Raw genomic sequence first — 21,040 nt, 5'->3', positions numbered from 1 at the left:
TCAGGCACCCACCGGGTCGTGGCAGGAGACCAGCTTGGTGCCGTCCAGGAACGCCGCCTCGACCTGGAGCAGCGGCAGCATCTCGCGCACGCCGGGCATGACGTCCGCGCCGCTGACGACCTGCTTGCCGATCTCCATGCACTCGGCGACCGTGCGGCCGTCCCGGGCGCCCTCCATGATCGCCTCGCTGATCAGCGCGCAGGCCTCGCTGTAGTTGAGCTTGACGCCGCGGTCGCGGCGTTTACGGGCCAGATCGGCCACGACGTAGATGTAGAGCTTGTCCATCTCACGCGGGGAGAGATTCACGGGAATCACTCGTCCTTTCCGAGAATCCGATGAAATGCAAGGGAGTTGGACGGCGGAGGACCGGGTTCGGCGCCTACCGCGCTCAGACCCGACGCAGCCGGGGAATCGCCGGTACCGCTGCCAGGAACAGCATGGTGGTCAGGACGAACGGCCAGGTGAAGGCGTGGCCGCCGAAGGGGGCGGAGATCGCGCCGAGCGCCGGGGTCAGCACGGTCGCGGCGGCCGCGCCGAGTGCGGCGAAGGCCGCGCTCCCACCTTCCCCACCCCTTTGTTGAGCCATGCAGCGCACCAATTCCCGATACGGCCGAGGGGGGCTCGGGAGATTGCTCGGGAGCCCGTTCGGCGATTCGTTGGGAACCGTACTCCTGCGGATTGCCGAGCGGGATAGACGCATGGCGTTACGCCAAATCAACCGTGAGTGACCGATGGGCCGCTGAGCTGCAACATTCTGTTGAAGATTCGCCCCCAGTGAGTGGCTGAAGGGGGCAATTCTTTGCGAAGTTTTACTTGCCGGTAACGGACCTCGGAATGTGCCCACGCCAACCAATTCGCGACAAATTCCCCCCGCCCCGGCAATACGGACACCCCAAGCCGCGTCACTCCTGTGAAGCGAGATGCCGATGTGGCGAAAACGTGTTCGATCCTGGATGCACTCGCGCCGGTTTCCGTCAGGCGGCTGCAGGTGCCTGCGCGCCGAGCTTCCGGAGCAGGAACCGCTCCGAGGAGTCCAGCTCGAAGTCGGGCACCGCCAGGTGGCCCCCGGGATTGGCGTGCAGCGTCCGCTCCGCCGAACCCAGCGCGCCGTACACCGCCAACGCTCCCTCGCGCGGCACGAGTTCGTCGTCCCACTGCAGCACGAACCGCACCGGCACCCCGACCCGCCGCGCCGCCTCCAGCTGGGACGCATGCCCGGTCAGCCCGAACACCGCCGCGGTGATGCGGGGTTCGGCCGCGACCAGCGGGATGCCGATCACGCTGCCCAGCGACAACCCCCAGTAGCCGACCGGGCCGAGACCGCCGGCGGCCTTGTCGAGCGCGTCCAGCACCGCCCGCCACTCGGGCACGGCCCGCTCCGCGAGCACCGCCGCGTGCCGCGCCACCCACGCGCTGATCGGCCGCCCGGCCGCCAGCAACTCCCCGATCTCCGTGGCGAATCGCTCGTCCTGCGCGGTGCGCTCCCGCTCGCCGTGCCCGGGGGCGTCCAGCGACACCGCCGCCCACCCGTACCGCGTCACGCATCTGCGGGCCCGCTCCACCACCCCCGGCCCCAGCCTGTGCTGCCCGCCGCCGTGCCCGAGCAGCACCAACGGCCTTGCGTCCAGGGCGGATCCGTCCGGCTGCCAGAGCACGCCCGGTACGCCGTCGACGGTGAAGCGGTGCTGGGTGACGCCGTTCGAGGAGGCGTGAGAGGTGAGGTGCATCCCCTCATGATGGTGCCCGACAAACGTTCGAGTCCTGCCCTTTCACCGCCCTGGCCAATAGTCACCACGCGGTGGGCGCATCGGGGGCCGGGGCGGGGAAGGCTGCTTCGGGCCGCGTCTTCGGGTGTCGCCTTCGGGTCTCGTCAGCGGCTTCAGCTTCTGGGTGTCCTTGCCCGTGCTGCTGAACAGGCGCTCGCCGGCGCCGAGCAGCAGGGGTTGTGAGCTGCTTGCGCGGAAGTGCACAGGAGTGTTCGTCAGCTCGATCGGGTGGCATCCAGTCGGCCGTGCGTGAGAGTGGTCGATCAGGCCCGCGCCCGAGAGGGCCTGGTTCAGGGTGGCGGGTGGAATCAGGTGAGGAGCCCGGCCAGCCACTGCTGCCAGGACGCGTCGATGCCTTCCGGCGCCGGACCGAACAGGTGATGGAACATCAGGACCATGCCGCCGCCGTGGTGGAAGGTGTGAATCGCGTCCGCGGAGCGGACCTCGAAACGCTCGTCGTCCGCCCAGACCACCTCGCCGTCCAGCGGCGGCAGGCCGGCTGGCGCGGCGTGGACCGGCGCGCCCACGGTGAGCGGGAGCGGCAGCGCGAGGGCGTCGGCGAGCGCCGCCCGCACCTCCGGTTCCGCCCGCCCGCCGGACGGCGCGGCGGCGAACACCGGTACGGCGGTGCGCCCTTGGAAGTGGGCGAGGTACTCGCGGAGCGTGTTGAGGTGGAACGGCCAGCCGCGGCGCAGCGCGTCGTACTCGTCCTGCCAGTCGTCGCCGAGCAGTCCGCTGTGGACGACGCGGAGCACGGTGCTGCCGCCGTCCCGCCCCTCGACCAGGTACTCGAAGGCCATGAACCGGCCGTCCTCGCCGGTGGCCGTACGGGTGGCCAGGCGCTTGCCGGGTTCGTAGGCGGTGATCACCGCCTGCTCGCGGTGGCCCCCGATGTCCATGACGGCGACCCCGCCCTCACGCGGGTCGAGTTCGTTGCGGCCCATGAACCAGGAGTCGAGTCCCGGTCCGGTGGCGATCGCCTCCCAGACCTCCTCCGGGCTCGCCGGCAGGGTCGTCTTCAGCTCGATCTCGAACGGGTGGGTCATCGGGGGTTCTCCTGTTCCGGTTCGGTCCCGGCGTCCTCGGCCGGGTCGGCGGCCACCGCGTCGGGGGACGCGGCGTCGGGCGACGCGGGTGACGCCGCGGGGATCTGGTGGAGCCCGACGACCACCCGGTGGCTACGGCCCCCGGGGGCGGACTCATCGTGGTAGCGGCTGACCAGCGTCGCCACTGCCTGGGACAGCTCCTCGGCGAAGGCCGCCCGGTCGGCCGCCGAGGCGAACCGCACCTGCGCGTCGATCCCGAAGGTGGCGACCCGCTTCCTGGCCCGGGAGGCCCCGGTCAACAGCGCCCCGACCTCCTGCACCAGCCGCGACCCCAGCGCCAGCAGCCAGCGGGCGGAGAGCTGGTCCGGCGAGCGCGAGGGGTCCGGGCTCACGGCGGCCAGGACGCTCGGCGAGATCACGTACGAGGCGGCGGTGGCGCGGTACACCCGTTCGGTGACGTTGCCCTTGCGCCGTTCCTCGGCGAGTTCGACGAGTTCGTGCCGCTCCAACTCCTTCAGGTGGTAGTTGACCTTCTGCCGGGGCAGCCCCAGGCGGGAGGCCAGCATGGCGGCCGAACCGGGTTCGGCCAGGGCGGCGAGGATCCGGGCCCGTATCGGATCCAGGGAGGCCTCGGCCGCGGCGGGTTCTTCGATCACGGCGACGTCCAGCATGGTTCCAGAGTTACACCGACAAGAAAATTTGTCAAGGACAGAATTCTTGTCGGTCGAAGCGCCGTCGACAGCCCGCCCGAAGGCCCGGTCTCGAATCGGTGACCAACTCCGAGGCTCTGGCCAAGATTCCCGGCGCACTCCTCGCCGACCTCAAGTAGCCGCGAGCGGCAGGCCCCTACGCCCCACCCCGACTCGTCAGCCGAAGTATCCGGAGCCTCCGGAGCGTCCGGAGCAGGAAGTCGGCCGGATCGACTTCCTGCTCCGGCCCGCCCCTACCGGCCTGCCAGCGACTCCCGCAGGAAGTCGGTGAGCAGCGCCGTCACCTCGGCCGGGCGCTCAAGGTTGGGGAGGTGGCCGGCCCAGGGCAGTTCGCGGTGGCGGGCGTTCGGCAGCAGGGTCGGCAGGGAGGCGGCGATCTGGCGGAAGTCGGGGAGGTCGTGGGCTCCGGAGAGGGCCAGGGTGGGAGCGGTGATGCGGGTGAGGTCGACGTCCTCCTTCTGCGGGCCGACCTGTGCCGTCAGCTGCACCTCGAAGTTGTGCCGCTGCATCCGGCGGACCAGCGCGCGGGTCGCCTCGTCGGCCTCCGGGCCCAGCCAGGTCCGGACGTTGAGTTCGACGGCGCCCTCGATGTCGCCCGTCGTGAGCAGTTCCTCCTCCTGGGCGTCGAAGGCGAGGAGGGTGTCGGTCGGCTCGTGTCCGGGCTTGGCCGCGCCGAGGAGGGCGAGCGCGGTCACCGCCGTCGGGCGGAGGGCCGCGACCGTCAGGGCGATGCGGCCGCCGTAGGAGGCGCCGATGAGGGCGGTGGTCTCGATGTCGAGGTGGTCGAGCAGGGCCAGGACGTCGGCTGCGACACTGTAGGGGGCATCGGCGAGGGGCGTGTCGCCGAAGCCGCGGAAGTCGCAGCGGACCACCCGGTGGCCGGCGTCGAGCAGGGCCTGCCACTGCGGGTCCCACATCCGTCGGTCGCACACCGAGGAGTGCAGGAGGACAACGGCGGGTCCGGTTCCTGATACGTCATGAGAGATGATCATTCGGCGGATCGTAACGAGCGCGGCAGCCGGGCGCGAGGCGGTTACGGATCGGCGGCGGCGGGAGCACTCCCCTTGCTCGGACGTGCGAGTGGGAAGTCGGTAGGGCGACTCTGCTGGCGGAGCCGTTCGGGGTGGGCCGCGTAGCGTCGAACCGTCCGCGCCTGGCGGGCGTTCATCGCCTTCGCGACCAGCTGAGCGGATTGTCGGCAGCCGCCGCCAGGGTGGCCGGTGAGCAGCGATTCAGCCGGTCAGGACCGGCCGCCGGAGCGCCGCCGCCACTCCCGCCCCTCGGGATCGTTCGGGTCCATCGCCAGCAGCAGCTTCGCCAGCGACCGCTGCGCCGCCGGGTCACCGGCCCGGGCGGCCACGCGCAGCAGCGCGGCGGCCTGCTCGGGCTTTCCGGCGTCGAGCCGTCCCTGCGCATCCGCGTGCACACCGAGTGAGGCCCGCCCGAGCAGGTCCCACATCTCCTGCGACGGCTGAGCCCCGGTACGGGCCGCCTGCTGCTGGAGGACGGACAGCAGGTTGAACTGCGCCTGCCAGTCGCCCGCCTCGGCGGCCGGGCGCAGCACCGCCTCCGCGCCGTCCAGGTCGCCTGCGGCACTGAGCGCGGCGCCGAGGATCGGGGTGATCAGCTCCTCCCCCTCCTCCACCGCCCGGCGCAGCAGCGGGACCGCGCCCGCCGGGTCGCCGTCCTCGTACAGCCAGAGCCCGGCGAGCTTGGCGACCCCCTCACGGCCGCCCCGGCCGGCCTGCTCCAGCAGCTCCAGGGCCCGCCCGGTCTCACCCCGGTCGCGCAGCCGCAGCGCCAACTCCCAGGCGGCGTCGGCGATCCCGCCCCTCGCGGCGACCTCCAGCCAGCGCTCGGTCTCCTCGCCCTCGGCGAGGTCCAGCAGATTCATCGCCGCCCGGTGCGCGGCGGCCGCGTCGCCCCGCTCCGCCTTGGCCACGTCCGACGCGACGGACGCCCGTGCGGCACGGAGCTTCGCCATGTCGAGGCCCAGGTACTCGATCGCCTTCTGGTGGCCCGACTCGGCGGCCCGCAGCATCCAGCGGGCGCCCTCCTCGCTGTGCTCGTCCTGGGCGAGCAGCAGGGCGCCGAGGTTGAAGGCGGCCGGGAGGTAGCCGCCGTGGACGGCGATGCGCAGGTACTCGACGGCCTGCTGGGGCTGCCCCTGGGCGACCAGCCGGCCGGCGAGCCAGACCGCCGATTCCACCTCCCCGCCGACGGCGGCCTGCCGGTGCCAGAGCATGGCCTCCGCCACCTTGCCCTGGTATTCGAGGATCCGCGCCAGATGGCCCATCGCCTCGACGTCCCCGGCCTCGGCCCGGCGTCGCATGTCCTTGGCGATCCGCTTGATCTCCGCCGGCGAGGCCTCGATGTGCAGGCGCGTGCCGCCACCGATGTCGAGCCCGGCCGCCGATGGCTGGTTCTTCTTCCGGCCGAATATGCCCATGTGCCACTCCCATTGACGTACCCGAAGCATCAACGATCGGCCCTGGGGGGTGGATCTTTCAACGGCCAATTCGACGACAGTGGACCTCACCGGCTCGACACCCCGGGAGGTGGATCCAGGGGCGTCGAGGCCGGGTTCGGCCCGGGCGGCCGCCGCCGAGGTCCGGCCTAGAGGGTGGGCACGATCATCGCGGTGTGCGGGACGGTGGCCGCGAGGCGCTCCTCCAGCAGCGCCCGGTAGTCCTCGGACTCGTAGACGGCGCGGGCCTGTTCGGCGTCGGCGAAGCGCAGCACGACGGTGTGGGTGCCACCGGACGGTCGGCCGCCCTCGTGGAGGTGGACGGTCCGGTCGGTGCTGGCGAGGAGTTCGCCGGCGTCCGGGCCGAGCAGGACGGGGCCGGCGGCCTGGCGGTAGGCGTCCAGGCGACGGGCCGCCCTCCTCCTGTGTCAGTCCGTCAGTCCGTCAGTCCGCCGCCACGACGGCGCTCGGGGTGCCGGCCGTCACCCGCAGCAGTTCCCCGTACGTCATCGGCACGACGGTGTGCGGGTGTCCGGCGGCCGCCCACAGCACCTCGTACCGCTGCAGCGCGGTGTCGACGACGGTGCGCAGCGGCGCCGGGTGGCCGGCGGGGGCGACGCCGCCGATGGCCTGGCCGGTGGCCTCGCGGACCTGGGCGGCGGAGGCGCGACTGATCTCGGAGGCGCCCAACTGCGCGGCCAGATAGGCGGTGTCGACCCGGTGGGCGCCGCTGGTCATCACCAGCAGCGGTTCGCCGTCGCAGCTGAACACCAGGCTGTTGGCGATCGCGCCGACCTCACAGCCGAGGGCGGCGGCGGCCTCGGCGGCCGTCCGGGCGGAGTCGGGCAGGACGACGATCTCACCGGCAACGCCGGCCGCCGCCAGCGCCTCGGCGACCGCGAGGCTTCGGGTAGGGAGGGAGGAGGTCATCGCCACACCATGCCGCGCCCGAACCAATGGCCGCAGCACAGCCCGCAGCAGCGGCGCCCCGGACGGGGCGTCACACAGTTTTCACACGACGGCCATCCGGCGTCAGCGAGCGTCGTTGACACTGTGTCGAGCACTGCCGATCGGACTGCTTCGAATACAAACGGTCAACGCGCGGGTGACATTGTGCCCAACTGGTGAGCAAGCACCGCTCAGGCAGCGAACGGGCATTCACTCCAATCACACGATATGACTAGTATCGCCTCGTCAAAACCCGTGCCCGGACGGCCCGCCACTCACCGGCCGGCCGCCAGCCCCAAGGAGTCTGCTCTGCGCGCGCGTGCGAATCGGCGACCCCCGGCGCCGAAGGCCCCCCGCAGGCGGCCACGCCTGTCCCTGCGGGCGGCGCTGCTCGTCCTGGCCGTCGTCCCCAGCCTGGCCCTGATCGCCCTCTGGGCGGTGACCAGTGGTGAGACCGTCTTCGACTTCCAGCGCCAGGCCGCCCAGGGCATGCTGGCCCAGAAGGCCGGCCAGCCGTCCAACATCGTCTACTACAACCTCCAGGAGGAGCGCCGGCTCAGCGCCGAGGCGCTCGCCAGACCGGGCGCCAACACCGACCAACTGCGCCACCAGCGGCAGTTGACCGACGACGCGGTGCGCCAGTTCCAGGCGCTGTCCGGCGAGACCGCCGACAACGCCCCCGAGGACGTCCGCACCGCCGTCGCCGAGGCCCGGCAGGCGATGGGAAAGCTGGCCGACGAGCGCGCCGCCGTGGACAAGGGCTCGGCCGACCAGCAGACGGTCTTCGCCTACTACACCGACCTGATCTCCGTCGACCTGCGGCTGTTCACCGCGCTCAGCCACGTCGACGCGGGCGAGGTCACCTGGGTGTCCAAGACCCTGGTCAACTCCTTCTGGGCCAAGGAAATGCTGGCCCGCGAGGACGCCATCCTGGCCCGGGGCTGGCCCGGCGGGCGTCTCAGCACCGCCGACTACCAGCAGGTCCAGCAGCTGATCGGCACCCAGGAGCACCTGTTCACCGTCCAGGTCGTCCCGTACATCCCGGCCGGCGAGGCCGGCGCCTGGCACGACCTGATGAACGGTCCGGCCTGGCAGGCCAAGACCGCCGTCGAGCAGCAGCTCACCAAGCCGACCGCCGCCGACTCCAACGGCACCGTCAGACTGCCGCCCGCCCAGGACCAGTGGCGCCAGGCCGTCGACCAGCTCAACCCGCAGCTCGTCAAGGCCATCGAGGCCCGCACCAGCGCCATCGTCGCGGTCGGCAAGGGCACCATCCTCGACCTGCTCACCCGGGTCGTGCTCACCACCGTCATCGGCCTGATCACCGTGGTCGCCGTCGTCATCGCCTCCTGGCGGATCAGCCGCTCGCTGCGCCGCCGGATCAAGGAGGTGCAGACCCAGGCCGAGGAGATGGAACGCACCCTGCCCGAGGTGGTCGACCGCCTCGGCCGCGGCGAGCGGGTCGACGTCGAGGCCGAGACCCGCGCCGTCACCACCGGGGCGCACGGCAACGGTGCGGACGAGCTCGCCCGCCTCGGTCAGGCGCTCAACCTGGCCCGCTCCGCCGCGCTGGAGGCCGCCGTCCGGCAGGCCGAGCAGCACCGTGGCTTCGAGCGACTCCTCCAGCGCATCGCCCGCCGCACCCAGCTGCTGATCGGGCGCCAGCTGCGCAAGCTGGACGAGCTGGAGCGCAAGCACGAGGACCCGGACGTCCTGGAGGGCCTGTTCGACCTCGACCACCTCACCGCCCGCCTGCGCCGCTACGAGGAGAACCTCGTCATCATGGCCGGCGGCCAGCCGCAGCGGCGCTGGCGCAAGCCCGTCCCGCTGCTGGACGTGCTGCGCTCCGCCCAGGGCGAGGTGCAGGACTACCGCCGGATCATGATCGACGTCGAGGGCCACCCGTGGCTCTCCGAGCGGGCCGTCGGGCCGGTCGCGCACGTGCTGGCCGAGCTGATGGAGAACGCCACCACCTTCTCCAAGCCGCCCACCCCGGTCGAGGTCCGGGCCGCCACGGTCGGACGCGGACTCGCGGTCGAGATCGAGGACCGGGGCCTGGGCATGGACCCGGAGCAGTACGACGCGGCCAACGAGCTGATGAGCCGCCCGCCGCGCACCGACGTGCTGGCCCGCGCCGACGACATCCGGCTCGGCTTCTACGTGGTCGCCCGCCTCGCCACGCTGACCGGGCTGAAGATCGAGTTCCGGCCGTCGGCCTTCGGCGGCACCCGGGTGGTCGTGCTCGTCCCGGACGAACTGGTCATCGACGGCGACGCCGGGCTGCTGCCGGACACCGCGCCCGCCGAGCCGATCCCGCTGGTCCGGCGCTCCCGCCGGGCGGTGCGCTCCGCCTCCGACGAGCCGCCGCAGCCCGCCGTACCGGTGGGGCCGCCGGTCGCCCCGGTGGACTCCTTCGGGCCCGTCGCGGCGGTCGCGCCCGCGTTCCAGGAGCCGACGTTCCAGGAGACCGCCTTCCAGCAGCAGGCGGTGCGGGGACAGGCGGCGCAGCAGGAGCAGGCGAACGAGCAGCCCATCGAGCACAGCTCCCCCGCCGACCCGTCCCCGGCGTACCAGGCCCAGGCCCAGGCCCAGGCCGCGCACGACACCCCGCCCGCGCACGACGCCCCCGCCTACCCGGACATCGCCTACGCCCGGGTCACCGAGGCCGAGGCCCCGTACGCCGACGAGCAGTACCGCCCGGCCGACCACTACCGGCTGGCCGAGCGGCGGCAGCCCCGCGAGTACCCCTCCACCGTGCCGGTGAGCCCGGTCGAGGGCGGGCAGCCCCCGCTGCCGCAGCGGGTCCGCCAGGCCAGCCTGGCCGCCGAGCTGCGGGTGCCGCCGCCGACCCGGCAGCAGTGGGTCGATCCGGCCGACGGGCAGCCGGACGGCGGGCAGCCCGTCGGCGGCCCGTTCCACCGGCTCGACCAGCCCGGCCGATCCGACCAGCCGGACCGGCCGGACCGCTCCGGGCGTCCGGTCCGCCGCTCCGGCGCGACCATCGGCGCCTTCCAGCGCCAGTCCCGCGCCGCCCGGGCCCAGGACAGCGGCGAACACCCGCTGCCCCGGGCCGCCGCCACCCCGCCGGCTCCCCCCAGCACGCCCGCCGGTCCCCCCGCCTCCGCGTCCGCCGCGTCCCCCTGGGCCCTGTCGGCCGCGGAACCCCGAACCACACGAACGGATGACAGGCCATGAACCGCACGATCGCCACCCACCAGGACCTGGACTGGCTGCTGGACGGACTCGTCGACTCGGTGCCCGGGACCCGCAACGCCGTCCTGCTCTCCGACGACGGCCTCGTGGTCAGCCACTCCCGCACCATCGAGCGGGCCGACGCCGAGCGCCTGGCCGCCGTCGCCACCGGCCAGCAGTCGCTCGCCCGGGGCGTCGGCCAGCTCTTCGACGGCGGGCCGGTGCACCAGGTGATCGTCGAGCTCGCCGAGTGCTGGCTGTTCGTCATCGCCGCCGCCCAGGGCACCCACCTGGCCGTGGTCGCCGCCCAGGAGGTGGACGCCGAGGTGATGTCCGTCGCGATGCACACCCTGGTGCAGCAGGTCGGCCAGAAGCTCACCACCCCGAACCGGGCCGAGGCCGCGCCGGCGTCGTTCGACGTCTCCGCCAGCCGGAACCGGGGCTGACGCCGGGTGGGCCCGTACAGCGAGCCGGGGGCCGGCTGGGCGCGCGGCCGGGTGCCGCACTGGAGCGAGCTGGAGGAGCCGGAGGCGGAGGACGAGACGGGCGTCATGGTGCGCCCGTACACCATCACCCGCGGCCGGACCGCGCCCGAGCGCGACGACCTCACCCTGATCACCGTGCTCACCACGATCGACGAGGAGGCCGACGCGGCCCTGGCGCGGGGCAGCCGCGCCGGTGCCCGCGGCCTCCAGCCCGAGCACCGGCTGATCCTCGACCGCTGCCGGCGCCCGGCAGCCGTCGCCGAGGTGGCGGCCGACCTGGACCTCCCGGTCTCGGTCACCAAGATCCTGCTGGGCGACCTGGTCGCCCAGGGCCTGCTGAAGGCCCGGGCACCGCTCTCGGTGGCCCGCGCCGCCGGGGGCGTGGACCTCGGCCTGCTCACGGCCGTACGCGAAGGACTCCGGAGACTCTGAACATGGCAACACCCCATTCCAGCGGTTCCGTTGACGGACTCGCCGCCGCCCCGGCCGCCGTCAAGATCCTGATCGCGGGCGGCTTCGGCGTCGGCAAGACCACCCTGGTCGGTTCGGTCAGCGAGGTCACCCCGCTGCGCACCGAGGAGTACCTGACCACGGCCAGCGTCGGCGTGGACGACCTGGCCGGCGTCGACCAGAAGGACACCACCACCGTCGCCCTGGACTTCGGCCGGATCACCGTCAGCCCCGAGCTGGTGGTCTACCTGTTCGGCACGCCCGGGCAGGAACGTTTCTGGTTCATGTGGAACGACCTGGTCAACGGCGCCCTCGGCGGGATCGTCATCGCCGACACCCGGCGGCTGGAGACCAGCTTCGCGTCCATCGACTTCTTCGAGAGCCGGGGCATCCCGTTCGTGGTCGCGATCAACTGCTTCCACAACCACAACACCCGCACCCCGGACGAGATCCGGGCCGCGCTCGACCTCGACCCGCAGGTCCCGATGCTGATCGGCGACGTCCGCGAGCGCGCCTTCGGCCGCGACCTGCTGCTCGCCCTGGTCGACCACCTGATGGACCTCGCCGCCGTCGCCCCCGTCGGCTGAGCCGTTTTGGAGCCCCTCGTGACCACACCCCTGCGCGTCCTCGTCCACGGCGGCGGCATCGGCGGCCTCACCCTCGCCACCGCCCTCGCCCGCCGCGGCCACCACGTCGAGGTCGCCGAACTGCGCGACCAGTTGGAGGCGCTCGGCGTCGGCATCATCCAGCCCTCCAACGCCCTGCACGTGATGCGCGAGATCGGCGTGCTGGACGAGTGCCTGGCCGTCGGCTTCGAGTGGGAGGTGCTGACCATCTGCGACCCGGCCGGCGCCACCCTCGCCCGTATCCCCCAGCCCCGGATGGGCGACGCCCCCTCCAACAACGGCATCCCGCGCCCCGCCCTGGCACGGGTGCTCGCCGCTGCCGCGACCTCCGCGGGCGCCGTCGTCCGCTTCGGGACGACGATCGCTTCGGTGAAGGACGACGGCGCGGGAGTCGCCGTCACCCTCACCGACGGGCACGGCGGCCGCTACGACCTGGTCGTCGGCTTCGACGGCATCGGCTCGCCGCTGCGCAGGCACCTCTACGGGGAGAAGTACGCCCCCGAGTACACCGGCTTCGCCAACTGGCGTGTCACGCTGCCCCGTTCGCCCGAGGTCCAGGGCGTGGTGATGTCGGCCGGCAACCTCAAGGCCAAGGCGCTGCTCACCCCGATCAGCGACGAACTCATGTACCTGGGCGCGGTGTTCGCCGAGGCCGAGGACTTCCGCCCGGATCCGTCGACCGCCCATGAGCAGCTGCGGGAGCGGCTGGCCGGTTTCAGCGGCCCGATCGCCGAGGCCCTCGCCGAGGTCACCGACCCGGAGGCGGTCGTCTACTCGCGGATCTCCCAGGTCACCGTCGAGGAACCCTGGCACGTCGGCCGGATCGCCCTGGCCGGCGACGCCGCCCATGCCTCCACCCCGCACCTCGCCCAGGGCGCCGCGATGGCCGTCGAGGACGCCCTGGTGCTGGCCGAGAGCCTGGAGGCCGCCGCCGACGTCCCGGCCGCACTCGCGGCGTGGGAGGAGCGGCGTCGGCCGCGCGCCATGTGGGTGCAGGCGATGTCCCGGGCGATCCTCAAGCAGGAGACGGGGACGGAGACGACGGCCGAGGAGGACGAGCTGCTGAGGGTCGGCATCCCGGGCGCGGCCCACGTCCTGGTCAAGCCGTACTGAGGCGGTATCCGGTCCCGCGCGGGGTTGTGCCCGCGCGGGACCGCGTTGCAGGCTGACGATCATGACCGCCTTCTACCACGTCTGCTTCACTGTCCCGGACCTCTCGGCCGCCATGGCCGACCTCACCACTGCGGCGGGGGTGGATTGGCGCGAGCCGGTGGCCGGGCGGATCGGCGAGTGGGACTACCGAATCGTGTTCACCGCCGGGGACGCCCCGTACATCGAGCTGATCGAGGCGCCGGCGGGCGGGCCCTGGGGTGACGCCTCGGGGGCCCGCTTCCATCACCTGGGTTTCTGGTCCTCGGACGTCACGGCGGGCGCGGCTCGGCTCGACGCAGCCGGGTTCCCGGAGGCGTTCTCGGGCTGCCCATACGGTCGCCCCTTCGTCTACCACCGGCTGGACAGCATCGGCGCGCAGGTCGAACTCGTGGACCTGGCGCGGCAGTCGGACTTCCTGGCCGCCTGGAACCCAGACGGCGCAGCGATGCCCGCGATCAGCGAGGAGTGATCTCCTTGCGGCGCTTCCACACCGCCGCCGAGACGCGGGCCAGCAGGCGGGCCGCCGGGTCGCCCCGGTCCGCTCCGGAGGCGAGCGGGCCGGTGTAGCAGACCGCGATCAGGTACGGCGGGCAGTCGTACGGGTGGACCAGCCCGACACAGTGCCGGGCACCGGGGATCCAGCCGTTCTTGAACGCGATTCGGGTGCCCGGCGGCAACCCGGCGGCGAGGTCCACCCGGAAGTCGTTGCGCTCCAGCAGGGCGAGGAGCTCCGGCTCGTCCGCGAGCGAGTGCAGGAGTCGAACGAGATCGCGGGCGCTGACTTGGTTGTGCACACCCGCGTTGCGCGCCGCGTAGTCCTCGATCCCGCGCGGGCTCGCGCTGCGGGTGGCTCCCGCCTGGCGCCAGACCTCGGCGACGGCTCGCTGGTCGGTGCGGGCCAGGCAGAGGTTGGTGGCGAGGTTCGAGGAGTGGGTGATCATCCGCTCGGCGAGCAGGCGGAGTGGGACATGGGTGCCGAGGAGCTCCCAGGGCAGCGGATCGCTGTCCCACTCCGGATCGTTGCTGAACTCCCCACCCACGACGGACTCGAAATGGTTGACGACCGGCACCTCGGCATCGAGGTTCGCCCCACTGCGGGTGAGTGCGGCGAGCACCGCGATCTTCATCGTGCTTGCAGCATCGTGCAGTTCGTCCGGCGCATACGTGAACACCGGCTCGGCATTGCTGGCCCAGGGGGCCACCACCACGGACAACATGGCGGCAGGATAGAGGAGATCCGGTCAGACCTCGGTCTTTGCGGCGAACGACACGAACGCCTCCCAGGCAGCGAGGTCGAACGAGAGTTGGGGGCCGCTCTTGTCCTTGGAGTCACGCACGTGGACAACGCCAGGGGTTTCGGCGACCTCGACGCACTGACCGCTTGCTATGCGCCGCTCCTGCTGTGGGGCCGCTACTCGCCGTCATCACGGCCGCCTACGCCCGACGCCGCCGCCGCACCGCCCGACCGGCGCATAGCTGATCCGGACGCCCGCAGAGCTCTGCCGCCGCGAGCCCGACCGCACCCGCCGGGCCGCTCACAACGCGGCGCGGTACGCCTCCAGGCGCTCGGCCAGTTCCTTCGGGTGGCCGAGCATCGGGAGGTGATCGCCGGGCATCTCATCCGGCTGGAAGCCGAGCCGTTCGACGACCACCCTCCGCATGAACTCCGGAGGGAAGAAGCGGTCCCCGGCCGACATCAGGAACCTGGTAGGCACCTTCGGCCACGCCTCCAAGCGCCACGGCTCCCCGAACGGCGTCGCCGCCTGCTGCCGCTGGTGCTCGGCCAGCAACTCGGCGGCCAGGGCGGCCGGAGTGTCGTGCAGGAAGAGCGAGAGGGGGTCCTCCTCGGTGCCTTCCGTGATTCCCCTGCGCAGATCGGCTTCCCGCCGCGCCGGCCCGTACCCCGTGTTGTCCCACCACTCGGCCGGCGACTCGCCCGGGGCCGGCACCTGGGCCTGGAGCATCACCAGCAGGTCCGCCGGCACCCGGTCGCACACCAGGGGGCCGGTGAATCCGCCGAACGAGTGGGCAACGACGACGAGTTCACCGCGATCGCCGATCGCCTCGACCACCGCGTCCGCGTACTCCGCGAGCCCGGCCGATTCGTCGTCGCACGGCAGGTCGGGCGCGACCACCTCGTGGCCCCGGTCGCGCAACTCGGCGGCCAGCGGCCCCCAGCACCAGGAGTCAGCAGCCCCGCCATGGATCAGTACGTAGGTCGCCACCGGCCAGTCCCCTCAAGGTCGTTGGTCCATCAGGCAGGCTAGGCGACCGAACCCGGCCAGCGCCCAGGAAGACGCGGAGTGGGAAGTCGGATCCGCCGACTTCCCACTCCTCAGCCGCTCGGCCGGCTCAGAAGACGAAGTGGCTCGCCCTTTCGGAGGGCGCGCGACCCGGAAGGGGACTCTCCGAACCACGGATGCCCTTCACGCCGCGTCCACACCCTGAACGGGCTCCGCGCGTCACTCGCACGGGTCCCGCCGGCAGGTGGTCTGGGCGGGCGGTGGTTAGCGTCGGCAGCGGTGCTGCGTAGAGGCCGGCTGTCGGGGTGCAGCGCCCGGGCAGCCCGGATCCGCTACCCATGGAGGAGAGAATGACGAGCAATCCGCCGCTCACGGACGACGAGCGCCAACGCTGGACGAAGATGCTCCAGGACGCGCTGAACGCCCTCACCGCCGAGGCGGCCCTCCTAGAGGGTCCGCCGGACGAGGCCGCGAGGCAACGTCTGCTCGACAGGAGCGCACAGGCCAGAGGTCAGCTCGACGTGGACTTCGCGCTCGGCTTCATCGACCGGCTCGGAGCCGACACGCTCAGGCAGGCGGTGAACGGATTCACCCCACTCGCCGTGCAGACGTCCATCGACGCGCTGGTGAAGGCCGACGGCGGCGTCGTTCCGCTTCTTCAGAACCGGATCACGCGCTTGAAGTCTCCCGCTGACGAGAACGACGGCACAATGTGCGCCATCGGCGCGTTCTCCATCCTGGCAGGTGTAATTGTCGACGGCATTCTCGGCGGAATCGCAGCCGTCGGCGGAATCCTCGTCATGGCCGAGACCTGCTGATCAAGTGTCAATCCATGAGGCGTAACGACTGAGGAGTGGGAAGTCGGCCACACCGACTTCCCACTCCTCTCCATTGACCCGGTCCGCTGCCACGCGGAAGTCGCTTGACCTCAAGCGTGCTTGGGCCGCATCGTCGCCGGCTGGGGTCTGGCCCTCGTGCCTTTCGGCCTGGGGGTGCCGACATCCGTCTCCGTCACCTGCTTCGCAGTGGGCGGCATGATCTACGGACCCTTCACCACGCTGTCGTTCACCCTGTTCCAGGACCGCACCCCGGCAGCCTGGCTGACCACCGTCCTGGCCACCCGAAGCGCCGCCCTTCTCACTGCCGCGCCCACGGGCACCGCCCTCGGCGGCCCCCTCACCGCCGCGATCGGGCCCCGACAGGTGCTGGCCGCCTCGGGAATCGCCCCCATCACCCTCGCCCTCGCCGCCGCCGTTCGGGCCCGGGGGAAGCGTCGAGCGCTCGCCGGGCCAGTGGACCGGCCGACCCGCGACGGCGGGTCCGGACCGGGCGGGTGATCAGGAGGGCGCAGCGCCCTGCTCCCGCCCGGCCACCCGCTGCCGCCACCGGTCCATCACCTGCTGGAGGGCCTCGCTCATGGTGAGGAGGAACTCCGCGGAGGATTCGAAGCGGGCACCGGCCGGGGTGGTGGCGCCGAGGATCTCCGCCCCGCGCCGCGATGCGGCGATCAGCGCGTCGTTCATCCGCAGCGCGGCGAGGGTGGAGCGGAGCCAGACGTCGTCGTCGATGACGTAGCGCTCGCGGCGCTCGCCGGGTGCCCGCTCGCGCCGGACGATTCCCTGCTGTTCCAGGACGTTGACGGCCTGTGAGACGGACGCCGGGCTGACCTGGAGGCGCTGGACCAGGTCGGCCGCGGTGAGGGTGCCGGAGTCGGTGATGCACAGGCACATCAGCACCCTGGCCGCCATCCTGGGCAGCCCCTGCTGTTCGACGAGGACCGTGAAGAACTCCATGAACTCCTGGACCTGTTGGGGGTCCCGCCCGTCGCCGCCGGCGGGAACGGTCGACGCCGGAGGCCGGTCCTGCCTCCGGCGGCGCGCGCGTTGCCGCGTGGCTTCCTGCGCCCGGTTCGCCCGGTACTCCTCGGGCCCGCCGTTGCGGGTGACCTCCCGCATGACGGTCGAGGCGGGCCGCCCCAGGCGTCGGCCGATCTCGGTGTAGCCGAGCCCCTCGGCCAGTCCCTCGGCGATGAGCCGGCGGTCCTCACCGGTGAGTCTGCCTCCGGGCATCGGCACTCACCCCTCCCTGTCGGTCTTCGCAGTATGCGTTCACTCGCGTCTCATTGCAACATGAGCTTCGATCGACCATTGCATTCAGCGCCATACTCATTGCAATAGAAGGCCAAGTCTCCTTAGTTGACAGGCCATAGAAGCACTAGCCACACATTGACGGATTCATAAACGCAATGTAGCTTCTCCAGCGTTCAGCGATTGCCGAACACTCACACAGGGGGAGATCCATGATGGGAAAGAGCAACGGCGGCTTCTCGGAAGCAGGACTGCGCAAGGTGCGCGACGTGCTGACGCGACACGTCGACTCCGGGAGGATCCCCGGGGTCGTCGCCCTCGTCAGCAGGGGCGACGAGACGTACGTCGAAGCAATCGGGACGATGAGCCACGACGGTGGCGCACCGATGCGCCGGGACACGATCTTCCGGATGGCCTCGACGTCCAAGCCGGTCTCGGTAGCGGCCGCGATGGTCCTGCTGGACGAATGCGGGCTGCGGCTGGACGACCTGGTGGAGCAGTGGCTGCCGGAGCTCGCCGACCGGCGGGTGCTGAAGCGGATCGACGGCCCGCTGGACGACACCGTGCCGGCGAAACGGCCGATCACCGTACGGGACGTGCTGACCAGCACCTTCGGGCTCGGCATGGACATCACGGCGCTGGGCACCCCGATCATGAACGCGGTCTTCGAACAGGGGCTGACGCCCAATCTGCCGACGCCGATGCCCGAGCCGGACGAGTGGATGCGCCGTCTCGGCACGCTTCCGCTGTCGCACCAGCCCGGGGAGTTCTGGCAGTACCACATCGCCAGCGACCTCCTCGGCGTGCTCGTCGCGAGGGTCACGGGCCGACCGTTCGAGACCTTCCTGCGCGAGCGGGTCTTCGAGCCGCTGGGGATGAAGGACACCGGCTTCCACGTGCCCGCCGAGAAGATCGACCGGCTGCCTCCCCTCTACGCCCCCGACCCGCAGACCGGGGCCTTCACCGTCGGGGACGAGCCCGCGGACGGACTCTGGAGCAGGCCCCCGGCGTTCCCGGGCGGCGGCGGTGGGCTGGTCTCCACCGTCGATGACTACCACGCCTACTTCCGGATGCTGCTGAACCACGGCATGCACGAGAGCGGGCGGATCCTGTCGCGGCCCGCCGTCGAGCTGATGACCACCAACCGCCTCACGCCCGAGCTGACCGCCGCCCGCGCCGCCCTGGCCCGCGAGTACGTCCATCTCTCGTACGGCCAGGGCCAGCAGGGCGGTTGGGGCTTCGGGATGACGGTACGCACCTACCGCGGCGACTACGCGCCCGTCGGCCAGTTCGGCTGGGACGGCGGGAGCGGCACCTCGACTTACGCCGACCCGGAGAACGGGCTCGTCGGCATGGTGCTCACCCAGGTCGGGATGTCCGTCCCGCACTCGGCGCGGCTGATCCACGACTTCTGGACCACGGTCTACCAGGCGATCGAGGACTGACACCGCCCCCGTGAAAACGAGAGGAGTGGGGAGTCGGGCCGGCGGCCTACCCACGCCTCCGGCGCGGGTTAACGATTAGGGTGGGCTGGGGCGCGGGGTCGGGGGGGGCCCCGCGCCCGTGGGGACGGGGGCTTCCGTGTGGAACGGCGGCAGCGGCAGCTTGCCCTCGATGATCGGGGTGCCGAAGATCTTCAGGTGGGCGGTCAGTGCGCCGTTCAGGTCGATGCCGCCGACCAGGGCCCAACTGCCCTGGACCTGCGGACCGTTGCCGGGGAGGTCGACGGCGAGGGAGCCCTCGGCCTTGGCGCTCAGGTAGGGGGCGACGGTGGCCTCGACGCCGACGGTGTCGTACAGGCCGACGCTGACCTCGGCGCCGAGAGCGGCTCGGACGGCGGCCTTGCCGTTGAGGCGGACGTGGACCGGGGAGACCCTGGTGTCGGCGTTGGTGGACGAGGTCCAACCCTTGCCGCCGGTGTAGTCGGCGCGGACGGTCCAGGTGCCGGCGGCGTCCTGCTCGGTCTCCAGGTGGACCTGGCCGTCGGCGCTGACCTCCAGGTAGCAGGTGAGGCCGAGGTTGACCACCACGGGCAGGCCCGCGACGGTCAGCACCGGGCTGGCCTGCAGCTTGGCGAAGGGCACCCGGATCGGCGCGGCGCCGGTGTTGCGGGCGACGTCGCCGGTGACCTTCCACTGCGCGTGGGCGCCCAGGTCGAAGCCGATGGACGCGGTGCGCGGGCTGGTGGCCTGCGCGCCGTGGTAGGCGAAGTGGACGGCCGGGTGCAGTTGGAGGGAGCCGGAGGCGTCCAGGCTCGCGCCCTCGGGCAGCGGCACGGGGGCCTTGACGTTGACCTCCAGGGTGCCGGAGGCGTCCGCCTTCACACCGCCCAGGTCGGCGCCGACGGTCGCCTTGAGGTCCTTGACCAGCGGCGTGACCGTGATGCCGTGCGGGTCGACCGGGATCTGGCCGTCCGCCTCGGTACCGCCGAGGAGTTCGGAGAGGGTGGCCGGGCGGGTGGTCAGGTTGAGGGTGTTGCCCGCGCCCTGGTTGACGCCGGTGACGGCGACCAGCGCGCCCTGTGGCGCGGCGGCGGTGGGCGGGCTGGCGATCAGCTGGCCGGGCTGGACGGCGGCGGCCGCGGCGGCGGCACTGGCGCTGGGAGCCGCGGTGGCGGACGCCGAGGGAGCGGCCGAGGGCGAGGCCGTCGGGGAGGCCGTCGGGCCCGAGGCCGTCAGGACGGCCGTGCCCTTCCCCGGGTCGTAGGCGGTGAGCTGGAGGGCCTTGGTCGCGGCCGTGACCGCGCCGCCGTCCTTGCCGGGGCTGCCGATCGCGGCCTGCGTGTCGCCGGCCGGCGCGGTGGTGACCTGCGCGGTGCCCGCGGACGGACGGGCCGAGGCCGAGGCCGGTGCTCCGGCGCGGGCGCGCGGGGTGCCACCGGCCGCTGCGGCGGCGGCCGGGCTGCCCCCGGCGGCGGCCGCGCCGGTGTCGGCGGCGGTGCTGGAGGTGGCGGCGGCCGGTTCGACGGCGGCCTGCGGGCTGCTGCCGGGGCTGGTCGGCCCGCACGCGGCCGTCCCGGCGAGGATGAGGGTGAGCAGGGCGGCGGGCGCGGCCCTGCCTATCGAGGGTTTGAACACGCAGCGCAATGTTACTGACGAGGAATAATTTTGTCGAAGACAGGCCAAGGCGCCGCGAAAGCGTAGGTCAGACCAGCCGCGCGACGGGCAGTCGATCGCCCCTCAGCGGGCCCGTCGAAACGGCCCCGGCCAGCTCGGCGAGGTACCGGGAGCGCTCCATCGGTACCGCCCCGAGACTGCGGACGTACGGCCCGTCCCACTGGGCGTCCAGCAGCCGCCCGCCCGCAGCCCCGAACCGGACCCCGAGGTCGGCCACCGCGACCCGGGCGGCGTCCGGGCGACGGTGGAACATCGAGTCCAGGCTCAGCACCGACCCGACGGCCACCCACCGCCGACCAGCTCATCCCCCTCCCACACCTCCACGCTGTGCGCCGCGCCCTGCACGTTCAGCTCCGTCAGTGCCGCGATCAACTCCACTGTGAGCCATGATGGTTGACGCCTGTCGGCGCAGGCGTCGAGCACCGCGCCGAAGGCCCGGTCGGCCGTGCGACCACCGCACCGCGCCCCGCAGCCGCCGGGCGAGCCGGCGCGGCAGCCGTACCGAGTCCGGGCGCAGCACCGGCCGCGGGTCCGGCGACCACCACGCCAGCGCGTACGGGTCCTCCCCGCCCGGGAGCACCGGCACCTCGCCGGACTCGACCGCGTCCCCGTACATCGCCTCGTTGTACGCGCTGGTGTACACGTCCGCCGCCGGCAGCGGGAACAGCCCGCACCGGTACGCCGCCAGCAGCTCCCCCGGCCCGAGCGTGCCGCCGAAGGCCACCGGCCCGTCCCCAGAGGCCAGTTGGGAG

The 21,040-nt window shown here is 72.4% G+C and carries 25 protein-coding genes; 9 read left to right on the top strand and 16 right to left on the bottom strand.

Annotated features, from left to right (window positions below):
• From ACZ3UD_RS33450 to ACZ3UD_RS33410, 9 genes are all read right to left on the bottom strand, one after another.
• Positions 1–306, bottom strand: coding sequence for an urease subunit gamma (locus ACZ3UD_RS33450; protein ID WP_316524538.1), 306 nt, complete (start codon positions 304–306; stop codon positions 1–3).
• Positions 307–388: 82 nt separating this feature from the next.
• Entirely contained in the window at positions 389–586 is a 198-nt protein-coding gene (locus ACZ3UD_RS33445; protein WP_465596371.1) for an urea transporter, read from the bottom strand.
• A gap of 388 nt (positions 587–974) precedes the next feature.
• Entirely contained in the window at positions 975–1,727 is a 753-nt protein-coding gene (locus ACZ3UD_RS33440) for a dienelactone hydrolase family protein (RefSeq protein ID WP_465596368.1), read from the bottom strand.
• Between the two features lie 347 nt (positions 1,728–2,074).
• Positions 2,075–2,812 carry an SRPBCC family protein gene (locus tag ACZ3UD_RS33435; RefSeq protein ID WP_465596365.1) on the bottom strand — a complete coding sequence of 246 codons (738 nt, stop codon included), beginning with the start codon at positions 2,810–2,812 and terminating at the stop codon, positions 2,075–2,077.
• Entirely contained in the window at positions 2,809–3,483 is a 675-nt protein-coding gene (locus tag ACZ3UD_RS33430; RefSeq protein WP_465596362.1) for an ArsR/SmtB family transcription factor, read from the bottom strand. Before ACZ3UD_RS33430 ends, ACZ3UD_RS33435 begins: the two co-directional genes overlap by 4 nt.
• Before the next feature lie 272 nt (positions 3,484–3,755).
• The gene (locus ACZ3UD_RS33425; protein WP_465596359.1) at positions 3,756–4,514 is read right to left on the bottom strand and encodes an alpha/beta fold hydrolase; all 759 of its coding nucleotides are present in this window, start codon (positions 4,512–4,514) and stop codon (positions 3,756–3,758) included.
• A gap of 248 nt (positions 4,515–4,762) precedes the next feature.
• The gene (locus ACZ3UD_RS33420) at positions 4,763–5,971 is read right to left on the bottom strand and encodes a hypothetical protein (RefSeq protein WP_465596356.1); all 1,209 of its coding nucleotides are present in this window, start codon (positions 5,969–5,971) and stop codon (positions 4,763–4,765) included.
• 167 nt (positions 5,972–6,138) lie between these two features.
• A complete protein-coding gene (locus tag ACZ3UD_RS33415; protein ID WP_465596427.1) occupies positions 6,139–6,393 on the bottom strand; it encodes a DUF1330 domain-containing protein in 255 nt (84 codons plus the stop codon).
• 40 nt (positions 6,394–6,433) lie between these two features.
• Entirely contained in the window at positions 6,434–6,919 is a 486-nt protein-coding gene (locus ACZ3UD_RS33410; protein WP_465596353.1) for a YbaK/EbsC family protein, read from the bottom strand.
• Positions 6,920–7,375: 456 nt separating this feature from the next.
• Here ACZ3UD_RS33410 and ACZ3UD_RS33405 point away from each other — a divergent pair, with 456 nt between their 5' ends.
• From ACZ3UD_RS33405 to ACZ3UD_RS33380, 6 genes are all read left to right on the top strand, one after another.
• Positions 7,376–10,132 carry a sensor histidine kinase gene (locus ACZ3UD_RS33405; protein WP_465596350.1) on the top strand — a complete coding sequence of 919 codons (2,757 nt, stop codon included), beginning with the start codon at positions 7,376–7,378 and terminating at the stop codon, positions 10,130–10,132.
• Positions 10,129–10,575, top strand: coding sequence for a roadblock/LC7 domain-containing protein (locus tag ACZ3UD_RS33400; protein WP_465596347.1), 447 nt, complete (start codon positions 10,129–10,131; stop codon positions 10,573–10,575). Before ACZ3UD_RS33405 ends, ACZ3UD_RS33400 begins: the two co-directional genes overlap by 4 nt.
• Before the next feature lie 105 nt (positions 10,576–10,680).
• Positions 10,681–11,046, top strand: coding sequence for a DUF742 domain-containing protein (locus ACZ3UD_RS33395; RefSeq protein WP_465596424.1), 366 nt, complete (start codon positions 10,681–10,683; stop codon positions 11,044–11,046).
• Positions 11,047–11,048: 2 nt separating this feature from the next.
• Complete coding sequence (locus ACZ3UD_RS33390) at positions 11,049–11,651, top strand: GTP-binding protein (protein WP_465596344.1); 603 nt, start codon at positions 11,049–11,051, stop codon at positions 11,649–11,651.
• A gap of 18 nt (positions 11,652–11,669) precedes the next feature.
• The gene (locus ACZ3UD_RS33385; protein WP_465596341.1) at positions 11,670–12,803 is read left to right on the top strand and encodes an FAD-dependent monooxygenase; all 1,134 of its coding nucleotides are present in this window, start codon (positions 11,670–11,672) and stop codon (positions 12,801–12,803) included.
• 61 nt (positions 12,804–12,864) lie between these two features.
• Positions 12,865–13,311, top strand: a complete 447-nt coding sequence (locus ACZ3UD_RS33380; RefSeq protein ID WP_465596338.1) for a VOC family protein — start codon at positions 12,865–12,867, stop codon at positions 13,309–13,311.
• Here the strand turns inward: ACZ3UD_RS33380 and ACZ3UD_RS33375 are convergent.
• The 3 genes from ACZ3UD_RS33375 to ACZ3UD_RS33365 form a co-directional block, all read right to left on the bottom strand.
• Positions 13,298–14,059, bottom strand: a complete 762-nt coding sequence (locus ACZ3UD_RS33375; RefSeq protein ID WP_465596335.1) for a serine hydrolase — start codon at positions 14,057–14,059, stop codon at positions 13,298–13,300. The genes ACZ3UD_RS33380 and ACZ3UD_RS33375 overlap by 14 nt on opposite strands.
• 24 nt (positions 14,060–14,083) lie before the next feature.
• On the bottom strand, positions 14,084–14,230 hold the full coding sequence (locus tag ACZ3UD_RS33370; RefSeq protein WP_465596421.1) for a DUF397 domain-containing protein: 147 nt from the start codon (positions 14,228–14,230) through the stop codon (positions 14,084–14,086).
• A gap of 147 nt (positions 14,231–14,377) precedes the next feature.
• A complete protein-coding gene (locus ACZ3UD_RS33365; protein WP_465596332.1) occupies positions 14,378–15,067 on the bottom strand; it encodes an alpha/beta fold hydrolase in 690 nt (229 codons plus the stop codon).
• A gap of 368 nt (positions 15,068–15,435) precedes the next feature.
• Here ACZ3UD_RS33365 and ACZ3UD_RS33360 point away from each other — a divergent pair, with 368 nt between their 5' ends.
• Both ACZ3UD_RS33360 and ACZ3UD_RS33355 read left to right on the top strand, forming a co-directional pair.
• Positions 15,436–15,903 carry a hypothetical protein gene (locus tag ACZ3UD_RS33360; RefSeq protein ID WP_465596329.1) on the top strand — a complete coding sequence of 156 codons (468 nt, stop codon included), beginning with the start codon at positions 15,436–15,438 and terminating at the stop codon, positions 15,901–15,903.
• A gap of 216 nt (positions 15,904–16,119) precedes the next feature.
• Positions 16,120–16,422: a hypothetical protein gene (locus tag ACZ3UD_RS33355; RefSeq protein WP_465596326.1), complete on the top strand. Its 303-nt coding sequence runs from the start codon at positions 16,120–16,122 to the stop codon at positions 16,420–16,422.
• Here ACZ3UD_RS33355 and ACZ3UD_RS33350 read toward each other — a convergent pair whose 3' ends face one another.
• Positions 16,423–17,154: a GbsR/MarR family transcriptional regulator gene (locus ACZ3UD_RS33350; RefSeq protein ID WP_465596323.1), complete on the bottom strand. Its 732-nt coding sequence runs from the start codon at positions 17,152–17,154 to the stop codon at positions 16,423–16,425.
• A gap of 233 nt (positions 17,155–17,387) precedes the next feature.
• On the opposite strand from ACZ3UD_RS33350, the gene ACZ3UD_RS33345 reads away from it, so the two are divergent.
• Positions 17,388–18,617, top strand: a complete 1,230-nt coding sequence (locus ACZ3UD_RS33345) for a serine hydrolase domain-containing protein (RefSeq protein ID WP_465596320.1) — start codon at positions 17,388–17,390, stop codon at positions 18,615–18,617.
• A 75-nt stretch (positions 18,618–18,692) separates the two neighbouring features.
• Here ACZ3UD_RS33345 and ACZ3UD_RS33340 read toward each other — a convergent pair whose 3' ends face one another.
• The 3 genes from ACZ3UD_RS33340 to ACZ3UD_RS33330 form a co-directional block, all read right to left on the bottom strand.
• Positions 18,693–20,249 carry a hypothetical protein gene (locus ACZ3UD_RS33340; RefSeq protein WP_465596317.1) on the bottom strand — a complete coding sequence of 519 codons (1,557 nt, stop codon included), beginning with the start codon at positions 20,247–20,249 and terminating at the stop codon, positions 18,693–18,695.
• Positions 20,250–20,316: 67 nt separating this feature from the next.
• Positions 20,317–20,574, bottom strand: coding sequence for a hypothetical protein (locus tag ACZ3UD_RS33335; RefSeq protein ID WP_465596314.1), 258 nt, complete (start codon positions 20,572–20,574; stop codon positions 20,317–20,319).
• On the bottom strand, positions 20,553–20,711 hold the full coding sequence (locus tag ACZ3UD_RS33330; protein WP_465596311.1) for a hypothetical protein: 159 nt from the start codon (positions 20,709–20,711) through the stop codon (positions 20,553–20,555). Before ACZ3UD_RS33330 ends, ACZ3UD_RS33335 begins: the two co-directional genes overlap by 22 nt.
• Positions 20,712–21,040: the final 329 nt, after the last annotated feature.

The sequence above is a fragment of the Kitasatospora sp. NPDC023118 genome (assembly GCF_055560875.1).
This window is presented reverse-complemented; position numbering and strand designations above follow the sequence as displayed.

What these genes read in the sequence shown, in the direction of transcription:
- ACZ3UD_RS33430 (WP_465596362.1), bottom strand. Translation starts at nt 3,483, where the DNA reads ATGCTGGACGTCGCCGTGATCGAAGAACCCGCCGCGGCCGAGGCCTCC.
- ACZ3UD_RS33380 (WP_465596338.1), top strand. Translation starts at nt 12,865, where the DNA reads ATGACCGCCTTCTACCACGTCTGCTTCACTGTCCCGGACCTCTCGGCC.
- ACZ3UD_RS33435 (WP_465596365.1), bottom strand. Translation starts at nt 2,812, where the DNA reads ATGACCCACCCGTTCGAGATCGAGCTGAAGACGACCCTGCCGGCGAGC.
- ACZ3UD_RS33425 (WP_465596359.1), bottom strand. Translation starts at nt 4,514, where the DNA reads ATGATCATCTCTCATGACGTATCAGGAACCGGACCCGCCGTTGTCCTC.
- ACZ3UD_RS33375 (WP_465596335.1), bottom strand. Translation starts at nt 14,059, where the DNA reads ATGTTGTCCGTGGTGGTGGCCCCCTGGGCCAGCAATGCCGAGCCGGTG.
- ACZ3UD_RS33395 (WP_465596424.1), top strand. Translation starts at nt 10,681, where the DNA reads ATGGTGCGCCCGTACACCATCACCCGCGGCCGGACCGCGCCCGAGCGC.
- ACZ3UD_RS33345 (WP_465596320.1), top strand. Translation starts at nt 17,388, where the DNA reads ATGGGAAAGAGCAACGGCGGCTTCTCGGAAGCAGGACTGCGCAAGGTG.
- ACZ3UD_RS33445 (WP_465596371.1), bottom strand. Translation starts at nt 586, where the DNA reads ATGGCTCAACAAAGGGGTGGGGAAGGTGGGAGCGCGGCCTTCGCCGCA.
- ACZ3UD_RS33350 (WP_465596323.1), bottom strand. Translation starts at nt 17,154, where the DNA reads ATGCCCGGAGGCAGACTCACCGGTGAGGACCGCCGGCTCATCGCCGAG.
- ACZ3UD_RS33360 (WP_465596329.1), top strand. Translation starts at nt 15,436, where the DNA reads ATGACGAGCAATCCGCCGCTCACGGACGACGAGCGCCAACGCTGGACG.
- ACZ3UD_RS33440 (WP_465596368.1), bottom strand. Translation starts at nt 1,727, where the DNA reads ATGCACCTCACCTCTCACGCCTCCTCGAACGGCGTCACCCAGCACCGC.
- ACZ3UD_RS33400 (WP_465596347.1), top strand. Translation starts at nt 10,129, where the DNA reads ATGAACCGCACGATCGCCACCCACCAGGACCTGGACTGGCTGCTGGAC.
- ACZ3UD_RS33420 (WP_465596356.1), bottom strand. Translation starts at nt 5,971, where the DNA reads ATGGGCATATTCGGCCGGAAGAAGAACCAGCCATCGGCGGCCGGGCTC.
- ACZ3UD_RS33355 (WP_465596326.1), top strand. Translation starts at nt 16,120, where the DNA reads ATGATCTACGGACCCTTCACCACGCTGTCGTTCACCCTGTTCCAGGAC.
- ACZ3UD_RS33390 (WP_465596344.1), top strand. Translation starts at nt 11,049, where the DNA reads ATGGCAACACCCCATTCCAGCGGTTCCGTTGACGGACTCGCCGCCGCC.
- ACZ3UD_RS33410 (WP_465596353.1), bottom strand. Translation starts at nt 6,919, where the DNA reads ATGACCTCCTCCCTCCCTACCCGAAGCCTCGCGGTCGCCGAGGCGCTG.